We start from the raw sequence: 23,780 nt of genomic DNA on the forward strand, positions 1-23,780 counted from the left end.
AAAGCCAGAGGTTTTGATGATATCTTATTGGTGTTCAATTTATAAATGGTAGTTTTGTGATGATTTTTAAACAAGAAAACAAAATTTATGAGTCAAGTAAAAGAAAATGATACCGTAAGAGTACATTACACAGGAAAATTAAGCGATGGTCAAATTTTTGATACCTCTGCAGAAAGAGAGCCTTTAGAGGCAACTTTAGGGCAAGGGCTTCTAATTCCTGGATTCGAAAAGGCTATCATTGACATGAAAGTAAACGAGAAAAAGACCGTAACAATTCCTAAAGAAGAGGCTTATGGCGATATTCAAGAAGAATTATTTCATAAAGTAGATAACGCTCAGTTACCGGAAGAGGTTAAACCAGAAGTAGGTATGGGCTTAGTGTCTAGAGGTGAAGATGGAAGAGAGCACCAATTTAGAGTAGCGCAGGTAAATGATGATCATATTATTGTTGATGGTAACCACCCCTTAGCAGGTCAGGATTTAACTTTTGAGCTGGAATTGATTGAAATTAAATAGATTTGAATACTATATATTTAAAAAAGGCTTGAGATGATCTCAAGCCTTTTTTTTTGCCATTTAATTAACACTGTTGCTAAATTGTTCCAGGTTATGTGCTTTAAGGTAATTATCTATACCAATTTTAGAAGCTTCTTTTCCAAATTCTTTCGGACTTCTGTCATATTGTTTTTTAAAACACTTTGAAAAGTATTTGGGGTCGTTAAAGCCAACTGCAAAGGCGGCCTCAGAAATTGTATATCCAAATTTCGTGATGAGCACCGCAGCACGTTTTAGTCGAATAAGCCTAATGTAATCGACAAGGTTTTTTCCGGTTAATGCCTGACATTTTCGGTATAAACTAGAGTAACTCATGTTTAACGATTCTGCTAAATCTTCAATTTTGAAACCGTCGTCATTCAGTTTAGCATTAATTATGGATGTCATATTTTCAAGGAAAATTTCATCCTGAGTTTTTTCAACTTCAATTTCAGGACTACTAATAATTTCTTTTCTGTATTTTGAGATAATATGTTCTTTGGAAGAAATGATATTTTTAACCTTTAGGAGTAATTCATTGGTATTGAATGGTTTGTTGATGTATTCGATAGCACCGGATTTAAGTCCTGATATTTTAGAATTTGTCGAGTTTTTTGCGGTAAGCATAATTACAGGAATGTGTTTTGTAAGCGAGTCTTCCTGTAGCAGCAGACACATTTCGATACCATCCATTTTGGGCATCATGATATCTGATAAAATTAAGTCAGGAAAATTACTTTTAGCGTAGTGGTAACCTTCAGCTCCGTTTTCAGCCAGAAGAATATTGTAATCGTTAACCAATAGTTCTTTTAAAAAGGATTGAAGATCGTAATTATCTTCAACAATTAAGATGGTCTTTTTAGAAAGGTCTTTTTCTGTCTTTTCAGTTGGAGTTGAAGTTTCTTCTTCAGATTCTTCGTAAATAACATCATTTGAATCGTCGGTAACAATAAGTTCAGATTCTCTGTAAGCGTCTTTAACAATAGGAATAGTGAAGGTAAAAATAGTGCCTTCAACTTCTGAAGATTCAACTTCTATGTGACCTTTGTGTAAATCGATCAATTCCTTTGTTAAGGCCAGACCAATACCAGAACCTTTATTTTTCTTGCTGGTGTTGGATTGGTAAAATAAATTGAAAGTAAGTTCAAGTTCATCTTTAGGAATTCCCGATCCGGTGTCGGATACTGATACTTTAATTTGTTTTTTTGAATCAAAGGGGATTACATTTAGTAGCACGTTACCTTCTTTAGGGGTGAATTTAAATGCATTTGATAGTAAGTTGTAGATAACATGTTCTATTTTTTCTTTATCATACCATGCCGAATGCAAATTTTTAGGACAGTTAATGGCGAAATCGATGCGTTTCTTTCTGGCAAGTTCTTTAAATGAAACCGCAATTTCATCGATATGATTATAAAGGTTGTTTTTGGTTGCTAAAAGCTTAAGTTCATTTAATTCCTTGTTACGAATTAAGGTCAGTTCTCTGGCTATTTTAGAGAGACGTTTACTATTATTTTCAATGATTTTTAATCGCTGATTAAGAAGCATGTTGCCATTCTCTTGCGAGCGTTTCAGCATGTCGTCTAAAGGCCCTAAAATTAGAGTAATTGGTGTTTGAATTTCATGCGACATCTTGGCGAAAAAGTTCATTTTTAAGTCGTAAAGCTCATTCTCTTTCTTGTGGTTAAGTTTTTCAAACAGCAATTTGTTCTTTAATAAATACCATTTTCTTGAGGCGTAAATAACTAAACACAGAATAATGAAGTAAATAATATATGCTGCCGAACTTTGCCAGAGAGGAGGAGCAATACTAACGGCTATTTGTTTTGGAGGAATATTCCAATTGTCCTTTTTTGTACCAGCCTTGACTTCAAAGACATAATTGCCATAGGGAATATTGGTATAGGTTGCTAAACGTTCCTGACCACTGATAATCCAGTTATCGTTAAAACTTTTTAAACGGTAAGCATAGTGGTATTTGGGATCCAGAACATTGTCAATTGCCGAGAATTTAAATGAAAATGAAGATTGATCAGATTTTAATTTCAAAGGTTGTGTGTTGTAGGCTTCCAGATTTCCGAATTCAGGTAGTAGTTGTTCAATGGGTTGATTCAGAATTTCTATCGTGTTGATGTAGAGTTGAGGAGTACTTTCTTTTTTACTTATTTTATTCGGATAGAAATAATTTAGTCCATTATTACCACCAAAATAAAGCATGCCTTTTGAGTCTCTAAATGCGCTTCGAGATAGAAATATATTATCTTGTAGTCCATCAGAACTATAATACGATTTTACATTTGAAGTTATAGTATTTAGATGAAAAATACCATTACTGGAACTTAGCCATAAATTATCGTTATCCTCTTTAACAATGGCAGCCAGATTAACATCTTTTGGGATATTAATATCTTCTATGGTTGAAAATGTATTGGTTTTAATGTTAAATTTAACAAGCTTACTTTGGTGATTCACAAGCCAAAGTGTTCCTGGTGCTCCAATCGTCATCGATTTTATAGAAGAGATGGCCCCTGAATTCGTTTTTTTTATGTTTGAAATGTTGGTGAACGATGAAGCTTTCAGGTTCTTAAGGTTTTCATTGAATTTAAACAAACCACCATCGTAAAGCCCTAACCATATGGTTCCGCTGTTGTCTTCAATAATGCTTTCGGTAATGCTTCCTTGTAAACCATTGGTATTGTTTTCAAATGAAGCTAGTAGTTCTTTGTTTGAGCTATAAATGTTGACAGAAATGTTAGAACCTGCCCAAATGCGGCCTTTTAAGTCTGTATAAACCGTTCTTACATCTGTAGCTTCTTGATTTTTATTGTTTAGGATGTCTATTTTCTTGAATGTGTCTTGTTTTGTGTCATGAAACCACAATCCGTTACGATAAGTACCAAACCAGATGTTTTGATTTTGGTCCTCGGTGATAGATTGAATATAAAATCCACGACTAAGCGCTAGGTTGTTAAAGTATTGTTTTTCTCTACTTCTTCCTGAAGCATCAAAAGTAACCTTGGTCAATCCGGAACCATCAGTACCAATCCATAAATCATTTTTACTGCTTTTGTATATGCTTAAAATTCGTTGAGGAGTATGATTGGCCGATCCTTCATGATAATTAATATTGTTGTCAACATTTGGTAACACAGAGAGTTTTCCGTAGTTGGTACAAATCCATAAGTTTTTATGGTTATCTTCGTTAATATCTAAAATGGTATTGCTGCCTAGAGAGAATTCGTTAGCATCCTGTTTAAAAAATAAATTGATATCACCTGTGTAGGGGTTGATTTTATACAAACCGCCACCATCAGTTCCGCCCCAGATATAACCATCACTATCGTTATAAAGGGTTAAGAACATTTCTTTATTTACGTTGTATTTTTCACCTTCAAACAATTCATTCTGAATAAACTGCTTTTTTATGGTATCGTAAACAAAGATGCCATAGGTTTCGGTGCCAATCCAAAGCCTATCATTTGTATCTGTAGTCAATACGATAATTCCTGGATAATCGGTAAATTCTCCAATTAACTCGCTTAATATTTTTTTGTTAATATCGAAGTTGAAAATTTTTCCATTGTCTGTACTAAGGTAAATGTGAGAAGAGTTTATGGTTGCAATACCTATTATATTGTTAACGGGTAGATTATTATGTGTTATTTGTGTGATGCTGTCAGTTTTAGAATCTTTGTGTCGATACAAGATTCCTTCTTTTGTGGCAAACCATAAGCTTTGTCCTTTTGAGTATAAGGCTTTAACTTTTTTATTATTAATGAGATTATTGACCTTTTTAAATTGGCCATTATCGGCCTCGAATTTAACTAAGGTTCCTTCGGTTGAAGTTAACCAAAGATTATTTTTGTGGTCTTTAATAACGTTTACCACACGGTCTGATGAACCTTTAAATATGGTGTTATTCGTGATTGTTTTGTAATTGTAGCCATCGTATATAAGGATGCCATTTGAACACAGCATCCAAATATTTCCTAAATCATCTTGAATAGTTCTAGTAACAGAAACAGATTTATTATTTACAGTTGGCGTTAATGGTTTAAAATTAATGTGGTTTTGACCAAATGAAAAAGTTGATATCCAAACAATAATACCAAGAAGTATATATTTTTTTATAGAAAGCATATAATTGTTTTTAGTACTCTGAAAATTTTCCTGAATTCGACCTATGGTAAAGGTATTAATAAAATTTATTTTCTCTAAGCGCCCATTATTACTAATGTTGCACGAAATGGGTACAAATTCGTCAAAATGGTATATAGATTTGTCACGCTTATTGAATTAACAGATTTTTACTCTTTAATGCATAAAAAATCAACTTATATATAAATAGTAAAATCAATATTTGTTAATGAATAATTTAATGAACAAACTATTTATTTGAAAAATATGAACTCACGTAGGAATTTTGTAAAGAAAACTGTAATAGCGGGGGCGGGATTATCTTTTTTGCCCAATATGTCTTTTGGCTCAGTTTTAGGAGACTCTAAAGATAAACTGAAATTAGCGTTTCTGGGTGTAGGTTTAAGAGGATGTAACCATTTGAATAATGCACTGCATAGAAAAGATATAGAAGTAACAGCAATTTGCGATATTGATCCGGAAAGAATTAAAATCGCTTTAAAAATGATTGATGATGCCGGGTATGCAAAACCTAAAGTATTTGGAAATTCGGATTATGACTATAGAAATCTTTTAGAATTAAAAGAAGTTGATGCTGTAATTATAGCAACCCCTTGGTTATGGCATACTAGAATGGCGGTAGATTCAATGAAAGCCGGAAAGTATACCGGTGTAGAAGTATCTGCCGCAAATACTTTAGAAGAGTGTTGGGATTTGGTAAACACCCATGAAGAAACAGGAAGTCATTTAATGATTCTTGAAAATGTTAACTACCGTCGTGATATTTTGGCTGTTCTTAATATGGTAAAGCAAAATGTGTTTGGAGAGACTATTCATTTTAGATGTGGTTACCAGCACGATTTAAGAGGAGTCTTTTTTAATGATGGGAAGACAGCTTATGGTAAAGGTGTTGAATTTGGAGACAATGGAATTTCAGAATCTAAATGGAGAACAAATCATAATTTGTTAAGAAATGCAGATGTATACCCAACACATGGTATTGGCCCCATTGCAGCTATGTGTGATATCAATCGTGGAAATCGATTCTTATCCTTAACATCTCACGCTACAAAAAGTAGAGGACTTCACAAATATATTGTCGATAACGGAGGAGAGAATCACCCAAATGCTAAGTTAAATTTTAAGATTGGTGATGTAATTACCAGTACTATTGAAACCTCAAACGGAGAAACAATTATAGTAACTCATGATTGTAGTTCGCCAAGACCTTATTCATTAGGATTTAGAGTACAAGGTGTTGAAGGATTATGGGAAGTCGATGGCAACAGGATTTACGTGGAAGGTAAATCGAAACCTCACCAATGGGATGCAGCCGATGAGTGGTTAAAGAAATATGATCATCCATTATGGCAAAAGTATGGCGAATTAGCTACAGGTGCAGGACATGGCGGTATGGACTTTTTTGTCATGAATGCCTTTGTAGAATCGGCTAAAGAAAATATAGCACCACCAATGGATGCTTACGATGCCGCAGCTTGGAGTGCTATTACACCACTTTCAGAATTATCAATCGAGAATAATGGTGAACCACAGGATTTTCCGGATTTTACTCGTGGAACCTGGATAAAGCGTAAGCCTTATAATTGGATAAAAGATACATATTAAAATGTTTGGTTTATTAGTCACTTGAGATGGTTTAAGAGAGGGCGCCATCTGTTAAGCGCTCTCTTTTAACATCAACTTAGGGAATTTTAAATCATTCTAGAAATAACAAACGCAACAATTAACTCAACAAATTTTAATTATTAACTCAAACTAAAACTTATGAAAAATAGGATTAAAACAATGCTATTTGTTTTGCTGATAGGGTTTACATATACGATGTATGCTCAGGAAAAGCAGGTTTCAGGTACAATAACGGACGCTAACGATGGTGTTCCGTTGCCAGGAGCTAGCGTCAGCGTAAAAGGGACATCGAAAGGTGTGTCTTCAGATTTTGATGGAAACTTTACTTTGTCGGTAGGTGAAAACGATATACTTGTCGTTAGTTATGTCGGGTATGTTAGTGAGGAATTTCCTGTTGCAGGAAAGGAAACTATTAATATTCAACTAAAGTTAGATCAAAGTGCTTTAGAAGAAGTGGTAGTAGTGGCGTACGGAACGCAAAAAAAAGAAACAGTAACGTCTTCTGTTGTAGAGGTGAAATCTGATAAACTAACCGATGTTACCGTTCCAGATGTTGTAACCATGTTACAGGGTAAGGTTTCTGGGGTTCAGGTATTGCCAAGCGGTGGGTCTCCAGGATCATCTCCAAATATAATTATTAGAGGACGATCGTCAATTAATTCAACAAACTCGCCATTATGGGTTGTAGATGGAGTTATTATTGGTAATTCAGATCCTAAAATTAATCCTCGAGATATAGAAGGGATGTCTATTCTTAAAGATGCCTCAGCTACGGCATTGTATGGAAATCGTGGTGCTAATGGTGTAATTCTTATTACAACAAGACGTGGTGAAATTGGTAAAAAACCACAAATGACTGTTTACTTAAAAAGCGCAGTAAATCAGTTTAATCCAGGTAACTTTGAAATTATGAACTCGAAGCAGTTATATGATTATCATGAAAGTTTAGGAAATACAAATGAGTGGTTTAATGAAAGCTTATTAGAGCGCGATTTTGATTGGCTTGATGCGACAACTCAGGATGGCTTTGTTAAAGATGCAACAGTATCATTTACCTCTGCCACAGAAACACATAATATGTTAATTTCTGGAGGATATTACAGTGAACAAGGAACAGTAATAGGTAGTAGATTAGATCGCTATACCTATCGTACTAATTTAGATTACAATATTTCTGAAAAATTAACCATTAAGCCAAAGTTGTATTTTGTGTTCGATAGAAGAGAAAACTCAAGAGGAGGAGATTTATATTCAGCTTATACAAATATGCCTTGGGATAACCCGTTTAATGAAGATGGTTCGGTGGTTAATGCTCGCGAATCACTAGGAGATGATTGGTTAGGGCGTGATAAAAGTAATTATTTCTATGACAGACAATGGAATTATTCAGATTCGCGTTCATTCGATTTATTCGCAAGTTTTGATGCAGAATATAAATTGTTTAAGAATTTAACGTTCATTTCTACGAATAACTTCCGTTGGGGAAATGGGGAGTCTTTTAATTATACAGATCCAAGATCCAATAGTGGGAAGTCTGTAAATGGGTCCATGCAGAATAATACATTTCGTGGTTTATATAGATTTACCAACCAGATGTTAAAGTACTCCAAGACCTTTAATGAAGATCATACTGTAAATGCGTTAGCTGCTTATGAATATAATGATACTAATACAAGAAGCGTAACAGCACGTTCAGAAAATATCGTAGTTAACGGTCAAGTTCAAGATGTTGGGTTAAAGCCAGCAGCAGCCCAGGGTGGGGGCAGTGAAACAGCACAGCAATCGGTTTTAGTAGCAGCAGATTATGATTACAAATCAAAATATTTTGCAAAAGCATCTTTAAGAGTGGATGGAGCCTCAGCTTTTGCTCCAGATTACAGATATGGAGAGTTTTATTCTGTGGCTGCAGGATGGAATATTCATAAAGAAAATTTCTTTAACATAGAAGATATCAATGTTTTAAAACTAAGAGCGAGCTACGGGGCTGTAGGTAATCAACCGGGAGGTTTTGGTTATTTAACCGACTATGATGTTAAGTTTCAATATGCGGGTCTTATCGCTGCTAAACCAAATCAATTAGGAACACCTGATTTATCTTGGGAAAAAGGAGTGGAAAGTAACTTTGGTTTAGATATTACTTTTTTCGATGCTATCGATTTAACTGTGGATTATTACAATAAAGAGAATTCAGGTTTATTATTCTTCAGACGTTTAACAGATATTACAGGTTACAACGGTCGTTACCAAAATATTGGTTCAGTAACCAATAAAGGAGTTGAAGTTGCTATTGCTGCTGATATTGTAAAAACACAAGATTTTGGAATTGCTGCTGCTGCAAACATTAGTTTTAATAAAAATAATGTAAAGGAATTACCTGATGGAACCGATATTATCGGAGGATCTTTTATCATTAGAGAAGGAGAAGAGTTTGGAACTTTTTATATGAGAAAGTGGTTAGGTGTAAATCCTGCTGATGGAGCACCAGTTTACGAAGTTATTAATCCAGATACAGGAGAGAGCTCAACAACTTCAAATTATAATAGTGCAACATTACAAACTGCAGGATCAGCAAATCCTGATTATACAGGAGGTTTTGGTACACTTATTTGGTATAAGAATTTTGCGTTAACTACTAATTGGGCTTTTTCTTACGGAGCTGAATTATATAATGCGTCTCGTAATTTATTCGATTCAGATGGGTATTATTTACAATACAACCAAATGGTATTGCCTGATGGTTGGAGCCGTTGGGAAAGACCAGGAGATGTGGCAACACATCCTAAACCACAACCGGGAGGATATGCAGGTAGTAACCAGACGTCTACACGTTACTTAGAAGATGGCAGTTACTTAAGGTTGACTAACGTTACCTTATCTTACGATTTACCAAAATCTATTATGGACAAAGTGGGATTAAGTAGTGCTAATATTACTTTGTCTGGAGATAACTTAGTAACATTTACAAAGTTTACAGGAGTAGACCCAACATTGAGTAATGGTATAGGTAGAAATGATTTGGGGTATACAAGTATTGGCTATCCAGTACCAAGACGTTTTTCATTAGGGTTGAATCTTGGGTTTTAATAAAAAAAAATAAAAGATGAAAAAAATAATTTATACAATTCTATTCTCTATGCCAATGGTGTTTACATCTTGTGATTTAGATAGAAGTCCATTCGATAGAATTTCAGCTGAAGATTTATTTAAGGATCCGGGAGCTGCGCAGTCAGCTACACTTGGTAACTATTTATTTTTAAAAGGAGATAAAGGTTATGACGGTTGGATTGACGATTTACACAGAATGTCTGAGTATTCTAGTGATAATGTAATGATTAGTGGAGGTACTACCGATGATTTGTACTTCTTTTATAACTATCAAAGAAATCCAAATAACTACAGAGCAGAGAGATTCTGGAGTAACTCTTACAGGGCTGTGGTTGGTGCTAATACAGTAATAGAAGGGTTGGTCGAAGGTAATTCTGATGCAGAAGATCAGGTTATTGGAGAGAACTATTACATTAGAGCTTTGGTATACTTTCAAATGGGAAACATATTTGGAAGACCTTATAATCAAGGAACGTCTAACCTATCGGTGCCTTTAAAGTTAACGGCAGATCGTAACGATATTCCAGACAGAAATACGGTTGGAGAAGTTTATGATCAGGTAGTGTCTGATTTATTAAAAGCGGAAGCTTTAATGAATGAGAATAAAGGAGCTTCATTTGCATCTAAAGGGGCTGCTCAGGCTTTATTGTCACGAGTATATCTTTATATGGAAGACAATGCAAAGGCGATTGAGTACGCCGATAAAGTCATAAATGAAGGGCCATACTCTTTGTTGTCTTCAGAGGAATATAAAGTTATGAATACTTTGACTCCGGCAGAGAATAAAGAGGCCATTTTCTCTGTAACCTTAACTAAAGATATTGATATTCCTGGTAACGAAGACTGGTGGACTATCGGATCGTTTTATGCGACTATTGATGGTGTTGGTTGGGGGGAAATGTATCCATCTCAGCCATATTTAGAGCTTTTAAATCAAAGTGAAAACGATTTAAGAGGTAGTTTTATAGATCCTCAATATTTGGTAGATGAAAACGGAGATAAAATACCGGCAGTATACTGGGTTGAAGATAATGTTTATAAGTTTAGACACACTATAGATAACGGTTCTACAATTACTTTTGAGGATGAAGGAACTACATATACTTTAATGTCTGAAGAGGTTAATGGCAGAACGCAGTATTATTTTAATAGATCAGGTGGTCGTCAGGATGTCGTATTTGATTACGATATGGACAAACGTAATGGGTATCCTAAATTCTTTATTCTAAAAGCATCTCAGCAAGAAAACGATTTACATTTATGGTCGCCAACCGTATCGCGTTTAGCAGAAATGTACTTGAACAAGGCTGAAGCTTTAGCTAAGCAGGGAGCAGACCAGTTAGCCATAGATAATATTAATATTTTAAGAGCAAGAGCTAAAGCAGATGAGTATACTTTAACAAATCTTCCTGAAGGAAAATCGGTGTTTGATGTTGTTATGGATGAGCGTCAGTTAGAGTTGGCATTCGAAGGACACAGAAAGTTCGATGTTTACAGAAACGGCTTAACCATGGATAGACGTTACCCTGGAACCCACTTAAATAATTCAAACCCGTATCCTCAAATTCCGGCTACAGATAAGGTTATTGTTGAGCTAATTCCAGAGCAGCAAATATTAATCCAGCCGTCTTTAGAACAAAACCCTTAAGAGTAATGAGTTAGTAAAAAAACCAGGTGAGTGTAAAACATTCACTTGGTTTATTTAAACGCTATTAAAAATTAACAATTATGAAAAACACAAAAACTATAAAGCATATTTTATTTTTTCTTGTTGCTGTAGTGGTTTTGGCTTGTGAGCCAGACCAGGTTTTATATAAAACCAATCAGATTTTCAACGATACAAGAATTAAGGTAAACCTTAAGCCATCGGCTTGGACTATGGAGAGCTTTAGTTCAGAAGAAACCTCGGGAGAAGGAGATACTGGTCGTGCAGCCGATATTCTTGATGCCGATTTAGAAACATTTTGGCATTCATGTTGGACTTGCGATCCTGGAGCTCAACATCCACATGAACTGGTTATAAATTTTGGTTCAGAAATAAGCATTGGAGGGCTTCAAATAGCGCAAAGACAATCCTTATCTAGAGCTATTAAAGATATAGAAGTAGAAATAAGTACCGATGGGTCTTCTTGGACGTCAATGGGGAGTTTTACTTTATCTCGAGTAGCAGAGCTTCAGCCGGTTGATTTCGGAGAAAATAAAACCGCGATGTATGTGAAGATAATTATTACTTCATCTCACGATGGAAGTATTTTTGCGGCATTAGCTCAGGTAGGAGGTTACGTTTACGAATAATGGTTATCAATATAATTTTTTAATGAAGCCATGTATGGCTGTTTAGAAAGGAAATATTGAATTAAAAATTTAAAATCATGAATAATAAAATAAATAAAGTGTTAATACTGTTTTTTACGATAGCATTGAGTTTTCTATCCTGTGATGCAGAGAAAATTGTATATTTTGAAGATTTAATTGGTGCCGATGCTGCCAATCTGGAGTTTACCCAAACGGTACCTATAGGGCCTAATAGCTGGATAAAGAATAATACTTCGCAGGATGGTACATTAATTTCAGCGGAAGGTATTCATAACTGGACATCGACAGATCATGTTATCCGTACTTATGTTAGAACGGGAGCAGGCGATTTAAATGTGGGATTGAACATCAAAACATCTGAAGGAGGATCTAAGTTTAAAGTAACCGTTAACGGTTTGAGTAAAGAACTTATCATTACTACAGAAGAGTATGTTGATTATGGTATCGGAGTATTTCCGGTTGAAGCTGGTTATAATACTATAGAAATTCAGGCACTTTCAAAGAATGGAACTTTTGTTGGAGATATAAATAGTTTGCTTCTTGGAGGTTCTGCAGCTGCAGATGGAGTAATTTACAATCCGGTAGATAATTTTTATTTTGGAAGAAGAGGACCATCTGTTAATATTGGTTATAAAACGCCAGCAGGTAAAGATGTTCAATATTTTTATAATGAACTAACCGTTGCTGAAGGAGAAGATGTATTAGGATCATTCTTTATGGCTAACGGGCATTCACAAGGTTATTTTGGTCTTCAGGTAAATTCAAGTTCAGAAAGACGTATTCTCTTCTCTATCTGGAGTGCGTACAATACCGATGATCCAAACCAGATTCCAGATGATTATAAAGTAACAAAACTAGGAGCAGGAGATGGAGTAACTGTTCAGGATTTTGGTAATGAGGGTTCTGGTCTTCAGAGTTTTAAGAATATAGGTTGGAAAACAGGTGTAACCTATAAGTTTTTATTAAAAGGAGAACCAGCAGAAGTGGAAGGTTCTACAGACTATACAGGATATTTCTACGATCCTGAAGTTGGGGAGTGGGTGATGATTGCAAGCCTTAGAAGACCTCAAACATCTACATACTTAACTGGGGCTCACTCGTTTTTAGAAAACTTTAATCCTGCAACCGGTAACCAAACTAGAAAAGGTAGTTACGGTAACCAATGGGTATATACTACAGATGGCGTTTGGAATGAAGTCACAGAGGCGACTTTTGGAGTTGACGCTACTGCGGCAAATGGTGATCGTATGGATTTCTATGGAGGATCAGAAGGAAGTTCTTTTATTATGAAAAACTGTGGTTTCTTTAACGATTATACAGATGCAGGTTCTGCATTATCAAGAAGTGCAGGAACTCAACCTGATGTAGATTTAAATGCTTTACCTCAAATTGTGGTTCTTGGTCCTGCTACCGAATTAGACAGGACAGGATGGACAGTTGTTGACTTTAGTTCAGAAGAAGCTAGTGGAGGGGAAGGTGATACAGGGCGTGCAGCCGATGTGCTTGATGGGAATTTAGATTCGTATTGGCATTCTTGTTGGAGCTGTGATCCTGCTGGTCAACATCCTCATCATATTACTATTGATATGGGATCTGATAAATTAGTAAATGGAGTTAGATTTTATCAAAGACAAACGACTTCACGTTCAATTGAAAATTTAGAAATTCAAATTAGTACAGATAACGTAACATGGACATCTATGGGGGATTTTGTATTGGCAAAATCTGCAGATGCTCAAGATGTGGATTTTGAAACACCACAAACGTTTAGATATCTTAAGTTTATTGCAAATTCAAGTCACGATGGTAGTATTTATGCTGCAATGGCAGAGATTATACCATTTACAAGAGATTAAAAAAAAGAGCCTTTCTTTTTAAGAGAGGGCTCTTTTCATTTAAGTTATGGGAGGCGCCTGTAATTTAATATAAAAGAAACATTGCCAAGTGCATTGTATATTGTTTGGTTTAACTTTTTTGTAGAAGTTAGTTGAGAGCCTTTGGTGTTATGCCAAAGGCTTCTTCTATATCACAAATTCTGTAGATTGTTTAATTTCTTTCAAAACAAAATAGCTTTCCAAAACCCCAATATTGGATATGTTAGACAGTTTTACGCGCACAAAATCATGATAGTCATCTAAGCTGGTCATGTTTATTTTTAAAAAGAAATCTACTTTTCCTGCCATATGAAAGCATTCCTGAACTTCGGGTAGTTCCTGAATTTGCTCTTCAAATTTATCAATAAAACCTTCGTTATGGTATCGCAGCGATACCATACAAATAACGGTAACAGGGTAGTTTAGTAACTTCTTATCTAGTATAGCCACATATTTTTTAATATAACCATCATTTTCCAGCCGTTTAATACGCTCGTAAACTGGCGAAATGGTCATGTTTAAAGCCGCGGCAATCTCTTTAGTGGTTTTTTTAGAGTCGTTTTGTAAGATTTTTAGAATCGTTAAATCGACATTATCCAGTTTTTCTACCATAAGATTCAAGTTAATTTTTCTTCAAATAAAGATAAATAAATATTGTAAAAGTAAAATTTTCTTTATAATTAATATTAAAAAAGTTTTTTTACTTAATATATGGTTTGTAAAAGTGAATTTATTTTTTGAAACGGCTTTATTCGTAATTTTATACTTTACAAAATTAGGTATGCAAAACGAAAAAATATTAGTTACGGGTGCCGGTGGCCAATTAGGTTCGGTGTTGGTTGAGGCTCTTAAAAATAAGTTTGGAGAAGAGGCTGTTATAGCATCTGATTTAAACCCAATAAAAAATTATAAAGGTATTTACGAGCAGTTGGATGTAACCAATAAAAACTGTCTGGAATATATTGTTAAAAAATATAAGGTTACTCAGATTTACCATTTAGCGGCTATTTTATCGGCAAAGGGAGAACAAAATCCACTGCAAACCTGGGATATTAATATGAAAACCTTATTTAACGTTCTGGAGGTTTCTGTTGCAGAAAAGATTAGTAAAGTATTTTATCCAAGTTCGATTGCGGTGTATGGAGATATGGCTCCTAAAATGTATACGGCACAGAGTGATTTTTTAAATCCGTCAACCGTATACGGAATCAGTAAAGCGGCTGGTGAGAACTGGGCACAATATTATTTCTTAAGATACGGTTTAGATGTCCGTTCGTTACGTTATCCGGGGGTTATTGGTTATCAATCGCTACCAGGCGGAGGAACTACCGATTATGCGGTGGAGATCTATCATAAAGCCATTAAGGAAGAAGATTTTGAATGCTATTTAAAAGCTGATGCCATGTTGCCAATGATTTATATGGATGATACCATTCGAGCTACATTAGAACTGATGGATGCTCCGAAAGAGTCCATTTCGGTAAGAACATCGTATAATTTACACGGTATGAGCTTTACTCCAGAACAAATTACCGCGTCTATTCAAAAATATTATCCTAATTTTAAGGTGACGTATAATCCGGATTTCAGACAAAACATTGCTGAAAACTGGCCGTCATCGATTAATGATGAACAAGCAAGACAAGATTGGGGATGGGAACCTAAATACGATCTGGATGCCATGACTCAAGACATGCTTAAACACTTAAAAGAACAATACATTCTAGTAACTCAATAAAAATAAAAACTATGTACGGAGCAGTTAAGCAACAGCTTGAAAACGAGTTAAACGAAATAAAAGAATCTGGACTTTACAAAAAGGAGCGTATTATTACAACGCCTCAAGGTGCAGAAATAAATACGACCGCAGGTAATGAAGTTTTAAATTTTTGTGCAAACAATTATTTAGGATTGTCTTCGCATCCCGATGTTGTAGAGGCTGGGATTGAAGCTATGAGAACGCACGGATTTGGATTGTCTTCTGTGCGTTTTATTTGCGGTACGCAGGATATTCACAAAGAATTGGAACAGAAAACAGCCGAATTCCTGGGTATGGAAGACTGTATTCTTTATGCAGCAGCTTTCGATGCTAATGGGGGTGTTTTCGAACCGATTTTAGGCCCTGAAGATGCGATTATTTCAGATGAATTAAATCATGCATCAATCATTGATGGTATTCGCTTATGTAAAGCTGGACGTTACCGTTATTCTCACAATAACATGGAGTCTTTGGAAGAGCAGTTAAAAGCCGCTTCTGGAGCAAGAAGAAAATTAATCGTGACAGATGGTGTATTCTCTATGGATGGAACTATCGCGCAATTAGATAAAATCTGTGATTTAGCCGATAAATATGAGGCTATGGTTATGGTTGATGAATGCCATGCTACCGGATTCGTGGGTAAAACTGGCCGTGGAACACACGAGTACAGAAACGTGATGGGACGAATTGATATCATTACCGGAACATACGGAAAAGCTTTAGGTGGTGCTTCAGGTGGATTTACGGCTGCTAAAAAAGAAATCGTAGAGATGTTAAGACAAAAATCGCGTCCGTATTTATTCTCGAATACCTTAGCACCTGCGATTGCCGGAGCTTCGATAGCGGTTTTAGACAAGTTAAAAACATCAACCGATTTAATTGAAAAAGTTCAGAATAATGCGAAACGTTTCAGAACAAAAATGACAGAGGCAGGTTTCGATATTATTCCTGGTGAGCACCCAATAGTTCCTGTCATGTTATACGATGCTAAGTTAGCTCAGGAATTTGCAGCCAGATTATTGGACGAAGGTATTTACGTGATTGCCTTTTTCTATCCGGTAGTACCAAAAGAAAAAGCAAGAATTCGTGTGCAGCTTTCAGCAGGGCATGAAACACATCATGTCGATAAAGCTGTTGAAGCCTTCACTAAAGTGGGTAAAGCTTTAAACGTTATTAAATAACAAAACAGCATATAATTAAACTAAAACTACTTTAAAATGGGTAATGTTAGTGCTCTCCGTAGCCTACATTATCCATTTTTCCTTTAAATACTTTATACTGAATGGTAAAGTAAACAGCCACTAAAATTACCGCTATAATAAACCAGTTTACACCAACTGAAAGTCCGTATGCATCGGCAGCCATGTTGTAAATGGTTAAGTCTGGATTTGTGGTATTAGTAGAGGGCAATAGCTTCGGAAAAATAGATGCCACTGTTGAGGTGATTCCTCCGAATAAAAATAGCGACGAAAATAAAAATCCCATACCGTCTTTTTTGAAGGTTCTCACTTTAAACAAACCGAATAATCCTGTAAAAGTAATGATAGGGAAAATCCATAACCAAGGTGTTTTTATAAAGTTATGGAACGGTTGTGGTTCGATAATGTGCCAGATAAAAAGGGATAGAACAACCAAAGCCAGTAAAGCAAAATTCAGTTTAAATATGATGCTTTTTAGTTTTGTATTTAATTCGGAATTTGTTTTGTAGATAATCCAGTTCGCCCCGTGAATGGTTAAAGCAATAACGCCTATAACGCCCAATAAAATTGTAAACCAGTCAATAATCCCTAAATGCTCGGCTTTAGGACTGAAGGTCGGGTTCCAAAGCGGTAAAAAGAAATAATGCGGTTCGTGTGCCGAAACACCATCGGTAACCATGCCTAAATTAACGCCACGCACCACGTTTCCTAAAGCAATACCGAAGAATAACGCTAGAAGTAAACTTGCTATTCCGAAGGCTTTATCCCAGATGGTTTCCCAAATTTTGTTGTGTATTTGTCCGCGTAACTCTAAACCAATAGCTCTGAAAATAAGCAACCATAAAATCATAATTAACGGCAGGTAAAATCCACTAAAGGACGCTGCGTAAAGGGTAGGGAAGGCAAAAAACAAAACACCTCCGGCAGCAATCAGCCAGACTTCGTTGGCATCCCAAAACGGACCAATAGCATTGGTGATGGCTTTTTTATCTTTTTCAGTTTTAGCAAAGAATAAATGCACAATGCCTGCGCCAAAATCGTAACCATCTAAAATAACATAAACGGTTAGCATGCACATTAAAACGATATACCAGAATAATTCCATAGTTAGTGTTTTATAGTTTGTGGGCCTTTATAAATAATTTTTCCGACAAGGATTAAAAAGAGTAAACCTAATAATAGGTATAATCCAATAAAACCGAGTAAGGTGAATAAGGTATTTCCAGAGGATACCGTAGGCGAGATACCTTCGGTGGTTCGTAGTAAATTATAAACCAACCAAGGTTGACGACCCAGTTCGGCAGTGTACCAACCCGTTGTATTTGCGATATATGGAAACGGCACCATAAACAGTAACGCCCATAAAATCCACTTCGTTGTAAACAGTTTTTTTCTGAATAGCTGAATAGCGGCTAAAAACATGAGTCCGATAAAAATGGTACCCAGTCCCACCATAATGTGATATGCATAATACAAGCCTGGAATATTGGTGGGGTAGGTGTTGGGGTCAAATTCATTCAAGCCTTTTATTTCGGCATCCCACTCCTGATAGGTTAAAAAGCTTAGAATATTAGGAACCGCAATTTTATTATCTAATTTCTTTTCTAGGATGTTTGGTTGACCTATTAAAACAATTTCGCTTCCGCCTTCTTCAGTTTCAAAAATCCCTTCCATGGCTGCGAAAGTTACCGGCTGATGTTTCACAACATTTTTAGCTACTAAATCACCCGTAGGAAAAGCAACAAGAACACTTGAAACCAAACCGAAAATAACGCCGGTTTTAAGAAATAGTTTACCGAAGTCGCTATGTTTATTATTTAACAGATAAAACGCACCAACAGCCGAAACAACAAATGCCGCAGTGATGATAGATGCTAACTGATTATGTAAATAAGATGGCAATAACCACGGATTTGAAAACAAGGCGCTAAAATTATTTAAAACAAACTTTCCGTTTTCTAAAATCTCATAACCTACAGGGTGTTGCATCCACGAATGTGTGGCGATAATTAAGTATCCACTAGCCCAGGACCCTAAAAAGACTAAAAATCCGGTTATGAAATGCAATTTATGCCCGAGAAGTTTTTCACCAAACAGAAAGAGTCCCAAAAACGAAGATTCTAAAAAGAATGAGAACATCCCTTCCATAGCCAGTGTCTGACCAATGATGCCTCCGGTAAGTTCGGAGAATTTAGCCCAGTTGGTGCCGAATTGAAATTCCATGGGAATACCGGTAACCACACCCATAGCGAAGTTGATGGCGAAAATTTTCATCCAGAACTTTGCGGCTTCATTATAGTTTTCGATTTGTGTTCTTAAAAATTTCCACTTAAACCAGACAATCATTAAAGACAATCCCATGGTTAATTGCGGAAATAAGTAGTGAAAGGTAATGGTGAATGCGAATTGCATTCTATCATAGAAAAGCATGTCTTCCATAGGGGTGGGTTTGATTCCTAACAAAAATACGGCACAGAAATTTAAATCTCCTTGAAACACATAAAAAAAAGCTTCCTTTTTCAAGAAAGCTTTTTGGCCTATTAATCAATTAATATGGGAGTATAGTTTTATACATTATTAATCTTCTGCAAGTTATTGTTTTTAAGTGAAAAGCTTTGTGATAAATGTTACACAGTTCTCGCTTTACAGATTATTTGTGAGTCATTTTAATAAAAAATTCTTTGCCGTGTCTTGGGGTGATGGAATTATAACAAGGCGATAATTCAATGTTGAAATATGGACTGAAATAATTGATGTAATCTGACTCGCAACCACCAAACGGCGGTTCGGTTTGGTTTAAAGGCATATCGAATAAAAGCCCTACCAGTTTTCCGTTAGGTTTTAAAAGCTGATGAATTTTTTCGGCATACTTAAAACGTAATTCCGGATTGATGGCGCAGAAAAAGGTTTGTTCTATAACTAAATCGAAATGGTCATTTAAATCGAAAAAATTACCATGTAGCATCTGGCTTTCAGGAAACTCAGGAACACGAGCCTTAATATTATCTAAAGCTGTTTTTGAAAGGTCAATAACATAAACATTTTTAAACCCCGAATGGAATAAGTATTCCGCTTCGTAAGCATTTCCGGCACCGGGAATTAAAATCTTTAAATCTTTTTTGGTAAGTTGATCGATATAGGTTTTTATAGGGGTTGAAATATGACCAATATCCCAACCCGTATTATCTGTTTTATAGCGGTCATCCCAATACGATTCCGATAAATCCATAGGCTATTTGTATGATTGTAAAAGCGAAATTAAATCATTCTTTTGAAGCACGCCAGACTGACGCCATAATTGCTTTCCGTTTTTAAAAATCATTAAAGTTGGTACGCCACGTACCTGAAATTTAGCTGCTATCGACTGATTTTTATCGACATCTATTTTTATAATGGATACCTGATCCTGCATCGTTTCCTTTACGTCTTTAAGTATGGGGCTCATCATTTTACATGGGCCACACCATTCGGCGAAGAAATCGACCAAAACAGGTTTATCCTGATTTATTATTTCTGAAAAATTACTCATATTATTTTTACTAAAGTTAATCTCCTGAATCTTCTTATCTGATTTATATTGTAACCAAGCTTTTGTCGTTGGGATATAAAGAACCTAACAGTAGACGCTGTTTTTAGAATCTATAGATTTTTATTCATACCCATACCTTTGCGTCGTCCTTGTTGTTGTCTTAAATGCTCCTCAAACCATTCGGGTTGCGCAATATCGTTATCGTACATATATTCAGAGATTTGTTTAATAACACGGTCAGGAAAAACCATGACAGGCATAACTCCAAAGCGTTCTACAGCACCCGGCATTTTAGAAATTTCTTCTGAAGGCTTTTTCATCCATAACAACATATCGTTGGTAAATTCTTCTTTAGTTGTATTATCTGATATATAATGTGTTTTTATTGCAATCATAGGAGGAGCTATTCTATTGTCGTGACTTGTTGTAGCATCATGACAAGCATAGCAATAGGTTTCCATTAATTTTTTACCAGGATGATCTGCAACATCGTTAGACGTTTTAATATCAATGGTTTTTGTTTCCGGCTTACTGTTGTTCTTACAACTAGAAATCATGGCCGCTAATACAAGTAAAGCAAAGAATTTTGTTTTCATAATATGTTATTTTGAAAGTTTTCCTGTGGCACAACTTACAAACGACTTGGCTTTAGACGAAAAGCTGTTATCGTCTTCAATTGAAGGATACCCTAAAGCTTTTAGTTTTGTTTTTACTTTTATAACATCAATTTCACTGTCACAATCGAAATTTACACTGCTTTTTTCTATATCGACATGAATATTAGAAATAGTCTCAATAGCACTTAAATTATTGGAGATGGTTTTAGCGCAACCTCCGCATTTAAGATTTTGAATAATTATTTTTGTTTGCATGTTTTTGTTTTTAACGATAGTTAGAAATACCACCCTGTAAATCGTAAATTTCGGTGAATCCCATACTTGATAACTTTTTTGAAGCACTGCGACTTCTGCCACCACTTTGGCAATACACATAAACCGCCTGATCTTTCTTTAAAGCTTCGCATTTTGATGTAAAGGCACTATTGAAAATATCGATGTTTTTCGCGTTTTTAATAGATCCGGATTTAAATTCGTTAGGTGTTCTAACATCTATTAATTGAACGTTTTTCTTTTGAATGTGTTCTTTAAAATCGGAAGCAGATAGTACGGTGATTTTTTCGTCTTTTGTTCCGAAAAGGAATGATAATATAGACATATTATATTGAGTTTTGTGTTAAATATTATGCTATAAATTTACGACACAAAACCTATGCAGGGCGTAACCTTTGTTACAAAAAAAAAGAGCGGTACTAACCGCTCTTTTTTTTATCTATAATAATCTTGAAAATTATTTTAAAGTAGAAGGACAAACGTAGTTTGTTGTTGGGATTCCTGCATTTTTAATAGCAGCATAACCACCTGCAACATCAACTAAATTATGAATACCTCTGCTTTTTAAAATTGAAGCAGCGATTACTGAGCGGTATCCACCAGCACAGTGAATGTAGAAAGGTTTGTCTTCAGGGAATTCAGCTAAATGATCATTTAAATAATCAAGAGAGGCGTGGTGTGCATTTACCATGTGTTCTGATTTAAATTCACCATCTTTTCTAACATCAAACACAGGAACGTCTTCTTTGTCTAAAATAGCTTTGAATTCTTCAGCAGAAATCGATGAAATGGTATCGTACTCGAAACCGTTGTGTTTCCATGCTTCAAATCCACCTTTTAAGTATCCTAAAGTATTGTCGAATCCAACACGCGATAAACGGATGATGGTTTCTTCTTCGCGTCCTTCAGGAGCTACTAAAAGAATAGGTTGTTTAACATCTGCGATAAGTGCTCCTACCCAAGGGGCAAAACCACCATCAATACCTATAGAGATTGATCTTGGAATATGACCTTTAACGAAATCGTTTTGGTGACGTACATCTAAAATGATGGCTGCGGTTTCGTTTGCAATGGCTTCAAATTCTTTTGGTTCTAAAGGTCGGGTTCCACGTTCTAAAACATCATCAATATCGTCGTAACCTTCTTTATTCATTTTTACGTTTAACGGGAAGTATTGCGGTGGAGGTAATAAACCATCGGTAACTTCCTGAATAAATTCTTCTTTAGTCATATTAGCACGTAGGGCGTAGTTGGTTGCTTTTTGCTCACCAATAGTACCTACGGTTTGTTTACTAAGGTTTTTACCACAGGCAGAACCGGCACCGTGTGCAGGGTATACAATAACATCGTCTGCCAACGGCATAATTTTAGAACGTAAACTATCGAATAGTAACCCGGCTAATTGCTCCTGAGTCATATCGGCAGCTTTTTGAGCTAAATCTGGACGTCCAACATCTCCTAAGAATAAGGTGTCACCACTAAAAATAGCGTGGTTGTTTCCGTTTTCATCTTTTAAAAGGTATGTGGTACTTTCCATGGTATGTCCTGGAGTGTGTAAAGCCACAATGGTAATGTTACCTAATTTAAACTCCTGACCATCGGTAGCGATAATCGCATCGAAGTTAGGGTTTGCGTTTGGACCATAAACAATAGGAGCACCTGTTTGTTTTGAAAGCGTTACGTGTCCACTTACGAAATCGGCGTGGAAGTGTGTTTCAAAAATGTACTTAATGGTAGCGTTATTGTCTTCAGCTCTTTTAATGTAAGGTGATACCTCTCTTAAAGGGTCTATAATAGCGACTTCACCATTACTTTCAATGTAGTAGGCACCTTGTGCTAAACATCCGGTATATATTTGTTCTATCTTCATAATCAAATCGATATTTGGTGTAAAATTAGTTTATTTTAAAAAATTAAGGCGTAACATAAGTTACAATATTAGTGTTGTGAAAACTCCTTAATGATGATGTAAACAGCCATAATTAGTACAAACCAACCAAAGCTTGTTTTTAGTTTTTTGTTTGAAACGTACTTCGACAGATACCCTCCAATTAAAATCCCTAGTATGGTAATAAATGAGAATGATAAAAGGAATGTCCAGTCTATATCTAAGGTGTGTAAATCACCAGTAAATCCTATAATGGAGTTAAGGGATACTATGACTAATGATGTGCCAACGGCGCGTTTCATAGGTAACCCTGCCCAAAGTACCAATGCAGGAACATATAAGAATCCGCCTCCGGCACCAATTAAACCTGTAATAACCCCAATAGTAGTTCCTTGGATAAAGGTTTTATAATATGGTTGTTTGGTATGGTTTTCAACAACTTCTTTTTTGGTTTTAATCATAGATGTTGCCGCCATAAACATAATGATGGCAAAAAATACCATGATTGCCATTTCCTTAGTTAAAGTGTAGCCATTAAGTGTGAAAATGTCTTGAGGAATGGCAGGTACTAAAAATCGTCTGGAAATGTATACTGCTAAGAACGATGGGAATGAAAAAGATAATCCGGTTTTAAAATCGACTAAATTTTTCTTCGCTTTTTGGATAACCCCAACCAAGGAAGAAGACCCCACAACAAATAAAGAATAGGCAGTAGCAACAATAGGATTGAACCCTAAAAGGTAAACCAATAGTGGAACGGTTAAAATGGAACCACCACCACCAATTAATCCCAGGACAAGTCCTATTAATAATGCGCCAACAAAGCCTATAATTTCTACAACAGTCATAATTTTATTTTAAGCCACAAAACTATACTACTTGTCGGGGGCACATTGTAACAT

At 35.6% G+C, this 23,780-nt stretch carries 19 protein-coding genes; 8 read left to right on the forward strand and 11 right to left on the reverse strand.

The genetic code is table 11. From position 1 onward, the window contains the following. Nucleotides 1-87 precede the first annotated feature (87 nt). Nucleotides 88-516 carry an FKBP-type peptidyl-prolyl cis-trans isomerase gene (locus R1X58_RS11365; protein WP_240572860.1) on the forward strand — a complete coding sequence of 143 codons (429 nt, stop codon included), beginning with the start codon at nucleotides 88-90 and terminating at the stop codon, nucleotides 514-516. A 60-nt stretch (nucleotides 517-576) separates the two neighbouring features. Here the strand turns inward: R1X58_RS11365 and R1X58_RS11370 are convergent, their stop codons facing one another. Continuing rightward, nucleotides 577-4,674, reverse strand: coding sequence for a hybrid sensor histidine kinase/response regulator transcription factor (locus tag R1X58_RS11370; protein ID WP_240572861.1), 4,098 nt, complete (start codon nucleotides 4,672-4,674; stop codon nucleotides 577-579). A 264-nt stretch (nucleotides 4,675-4,938) separates the two neighbouring features. Here R1X58_RS11370 and R1X58_RS11375 point away from each other — a divergent pair, with 264 nt between their 5' ends. The 5 genes from R1X58_RS11375 to R1X58_RS11395 all read left to right on the forward strand — a co-directional run bounded on the left by R1X58_RS11375 (nucleotide 4,939) and on the right by R1X58_RS11395 (nucleotide 13,595). Continuing rightward, on the forward strand, nucleotides 4,939-6,297 hold the full coding sequence (locus R1X58_RS11375) for a Gfo/Idh/MocA family protein (protein WP_240572862.1): 1,359 nt from the start codon (nucleotides 4,939-4,941) through the stop codon (nucleotides 6,295-6,297). A 159-nt stretch (nucleotides 6,298-6,456) separates the two neighbouring features. Then, entirely contained in the window at nucleotides 6,457-9,402 is a 2,946-nt protein-coding gene (locus R1X58_RS11380) for a SusC/RagA family TonB-linked outer membrane protein (RefSeq protein WP_240572863.1), read from the forward strand. 16 nt (nucleotides 9,403-9,418) lie between these two features. Further along, nucleotides 9,419-11,071, forward strand: a complete 1,653-nt coding sequence (locus tag R1X58_RS11385; protein ID WP_240572864.1) for a RagB/SusD family nutrient uptake outer membrane protein — start codon at nucleotides 9,419-9,421, stop codon at nucleotides 11,069-11,071. Between the two features lie 80 nt (nucleotides 11,072-11,151). Next, complete coding sequence (locus R1X58_RS11390) at nucleotides 11,152-11,718, forward strand: discoidin domain-containing protein (RefSeq protein WP_240572865.1); 567 nt, start codon at nucleotides 11,152-11,154, stop codon at nucleotides 11,716-11,718. Between the two features lie 77 nt (nucleotides 11,719-11,795). Then, a complete protein-coding gene (locus tag R1X58_RS11395) occupies nucleotides 11,796-13,595 on the forward strand; it encodes a DUF3472 domain-containing protein (protein WP_240572866.1) in 1,800 nt (599 codons plus the stop codon). 165 nt (nucleotides 13,596-13,760) lie between these two features. Here R1X58_RS11395 and R1X58_RS11400 read toward each other — a convergent pair whose 3' ends face one another. Continuing rightward, nucleotides 13,761-14,225, reverse strand: coding sequence for an Lrp/AsnC family transcriptional regulator (locus R1X58_RS11400; protein ID WP_240572867.1), 465 nt, complete (start codon nucleotides 14,223-14,225; stop codon nucleotides 13,761-13,763). A gap of 169 nt (nucleotides 14,226-14,394) precedes the next feature. Here R1X58_RS11400 and R1X58_RS11405 point away from each other — a divergent pair, with 169 nt between their 5' ends. Both R1X58_RS11405 and kbl read left to right on the forward strand, forming a co-directional pair. Beyond that, on the forward strand, nucleotides 14,395-15,351 hold the full coding sequence (locus tag R1X58_RS11405; protein WP_240572868.1) for an NAD-dependent epimerase/dehydratase family protein: 957 nt from the start codon (nucleotides 14,395-14,397) through the stop codon (nucleotides 15,349-15,351). Nucleotides 15,352-15,362: 11 nt separating this feature from the next. Next, nucleotides 15,363-16,553: a glycine C-acetyltransferase gene (gene kbl, locus R1X58_RS11410; protein WP_240572869.1), complete on the forward strand. Its 1,191-nt coding sequence runs from the start codon at nucleotides 15,363-15,365 to the stop codon at nucleotides 16,551-16,553. Nucleotides 16,554-16,599: 46 nt separating this feature from the next. On the opposite strand, the gene cydB is transcribed toward kbl, so the two are convergent. The 9 genes from cydB to R1X58_RS11455 all read right to left on the reverse strand — a co-directional run bounded on the left by cydB (nucleotide 16,600) and on the right by R1X58_RS11455 (nucleotide 23,726). After that, complete coding sequence (gene cydB / locus R1X58_RS11415) at nucleotides 16,600-17,676, reverse strand: cytochrome d ubiquinol oxidase subunit II (protein WP_240572870.1); 1,077 nt, start codon at nucleotides 17,674-17,676, stop codon at nucleotides 16,600-16,602. Between the two features lie 2 nt (nucleotides 17,677-17,678). Next, on the reverse strand, nucleotides 17,679-19,010 hold the full coding sequence (locus tag R1X58_RS11420; protein WP_240573074.1) for a cytochrome ubiquinol oxidase subunit I: 1,332 nt from the start codon (nucleotides 19,008-19,010) through the stop codon (nucleotides 17,679-17,681). A gap of 211 nt (nucleotides 19,011-19,221) precedes the next feature. Further along, a complete protein-coding gene (locus tag R1X58_RS11425; protein ID WP_240572871.1) occupies nucleotides 19,222-19,800 on the reverse strand; it encodes a methyltransferase domain-containing protein in 579 nt (192 codons plus the stop codon). 3 nt (nucleotides 19,801-19,803) lie between these two features. After that, nucleotides 19,804-20,100 (reverse strand): thioredoxin, encoded by a 297-nt coding sequence (trxA, locus tag R1X58_RS11430; RefSeq protein WP_240572872.1) that lies wholly within the window; start codon nucleotides 20,098-20,100, stop codon nucleotides 19,804-19,806. A 110-nt stretch (nucleotides 20,101-20,210) separates the two neighbouring features. Next, nucleotides 20,211-20,696 carry a hypothetical protein gene (locus R1X58_RS11435; protein WP_240572873.1) on the reverse strand — a complete coding sequence of 162 codons (486 nt, stop codon included), beginning with the start codon at nucleotides 20,694-20,696 and terminating at the stop codon, nucleotides 20,211-20,213. A gap of 6 nt (nucleotides 20,697-20,702) precedes the next feature. Continuing rightward, nucleotides 20,703-20,972, reverse strand: a complete 270-nt coding sequence (locus R1X58_RS11440; protein ID WP_240572874.1) for a heavy-metal-associated domain-containing protein — start codon at nucleotides 20,970-20,972, stop codon at nucleotides 20,703-20,705. Nucleotides 20,973-20,982: 10 nt separating this feature from the next. Then, entirely contained in the window at nucleotides 20,983-21,315 is a 333-nt protein-coding gene (locus R1X58_RS11445; protein WP_240572875.1) for a rhodanese-like domain-containing protein, read from the reverse strand. A 132-nt stretch (nucleotides 21,316-21,447) separates the two neighbouring features. Next, entirely contained in the window at nucleotides 21,448-22,860 is a 1,413-nt protein-coding gene (locus R1X58_RS11450) for an MBL fold metallo-hydrolase (protein ID WP_240572876.1), read from the reverse strand. A 68-nt stretch (nucleotides 22,861-22,928) separates the two neighbouring features. Next, nucleotides 22,929-23,726, reverse strand: a complete 798-nt coding sequence (locus R1X58_RS11455) for a sulfite exporter TauE/SafE family protein (protein ID WP_240572877.1) — start codon at nucleotides 23,724-23,726, stop codon at nucleotides 22,929-22,931. Nucleotides 23,727-23,780 lie beyond the last annotated feature (54 nt).

It is taken from the genome of Aestuariibaculum lutulentum (assembly GCF_032926325.1).
In the GTDB taxonomy this organism is placed as follows: Bacteria; Bacteroidota; Bacteroidia; order Flavobacteriales; family Flavobacteriaceae; genus Aestuariibaculum; species Aestuariibaculum lutulentum.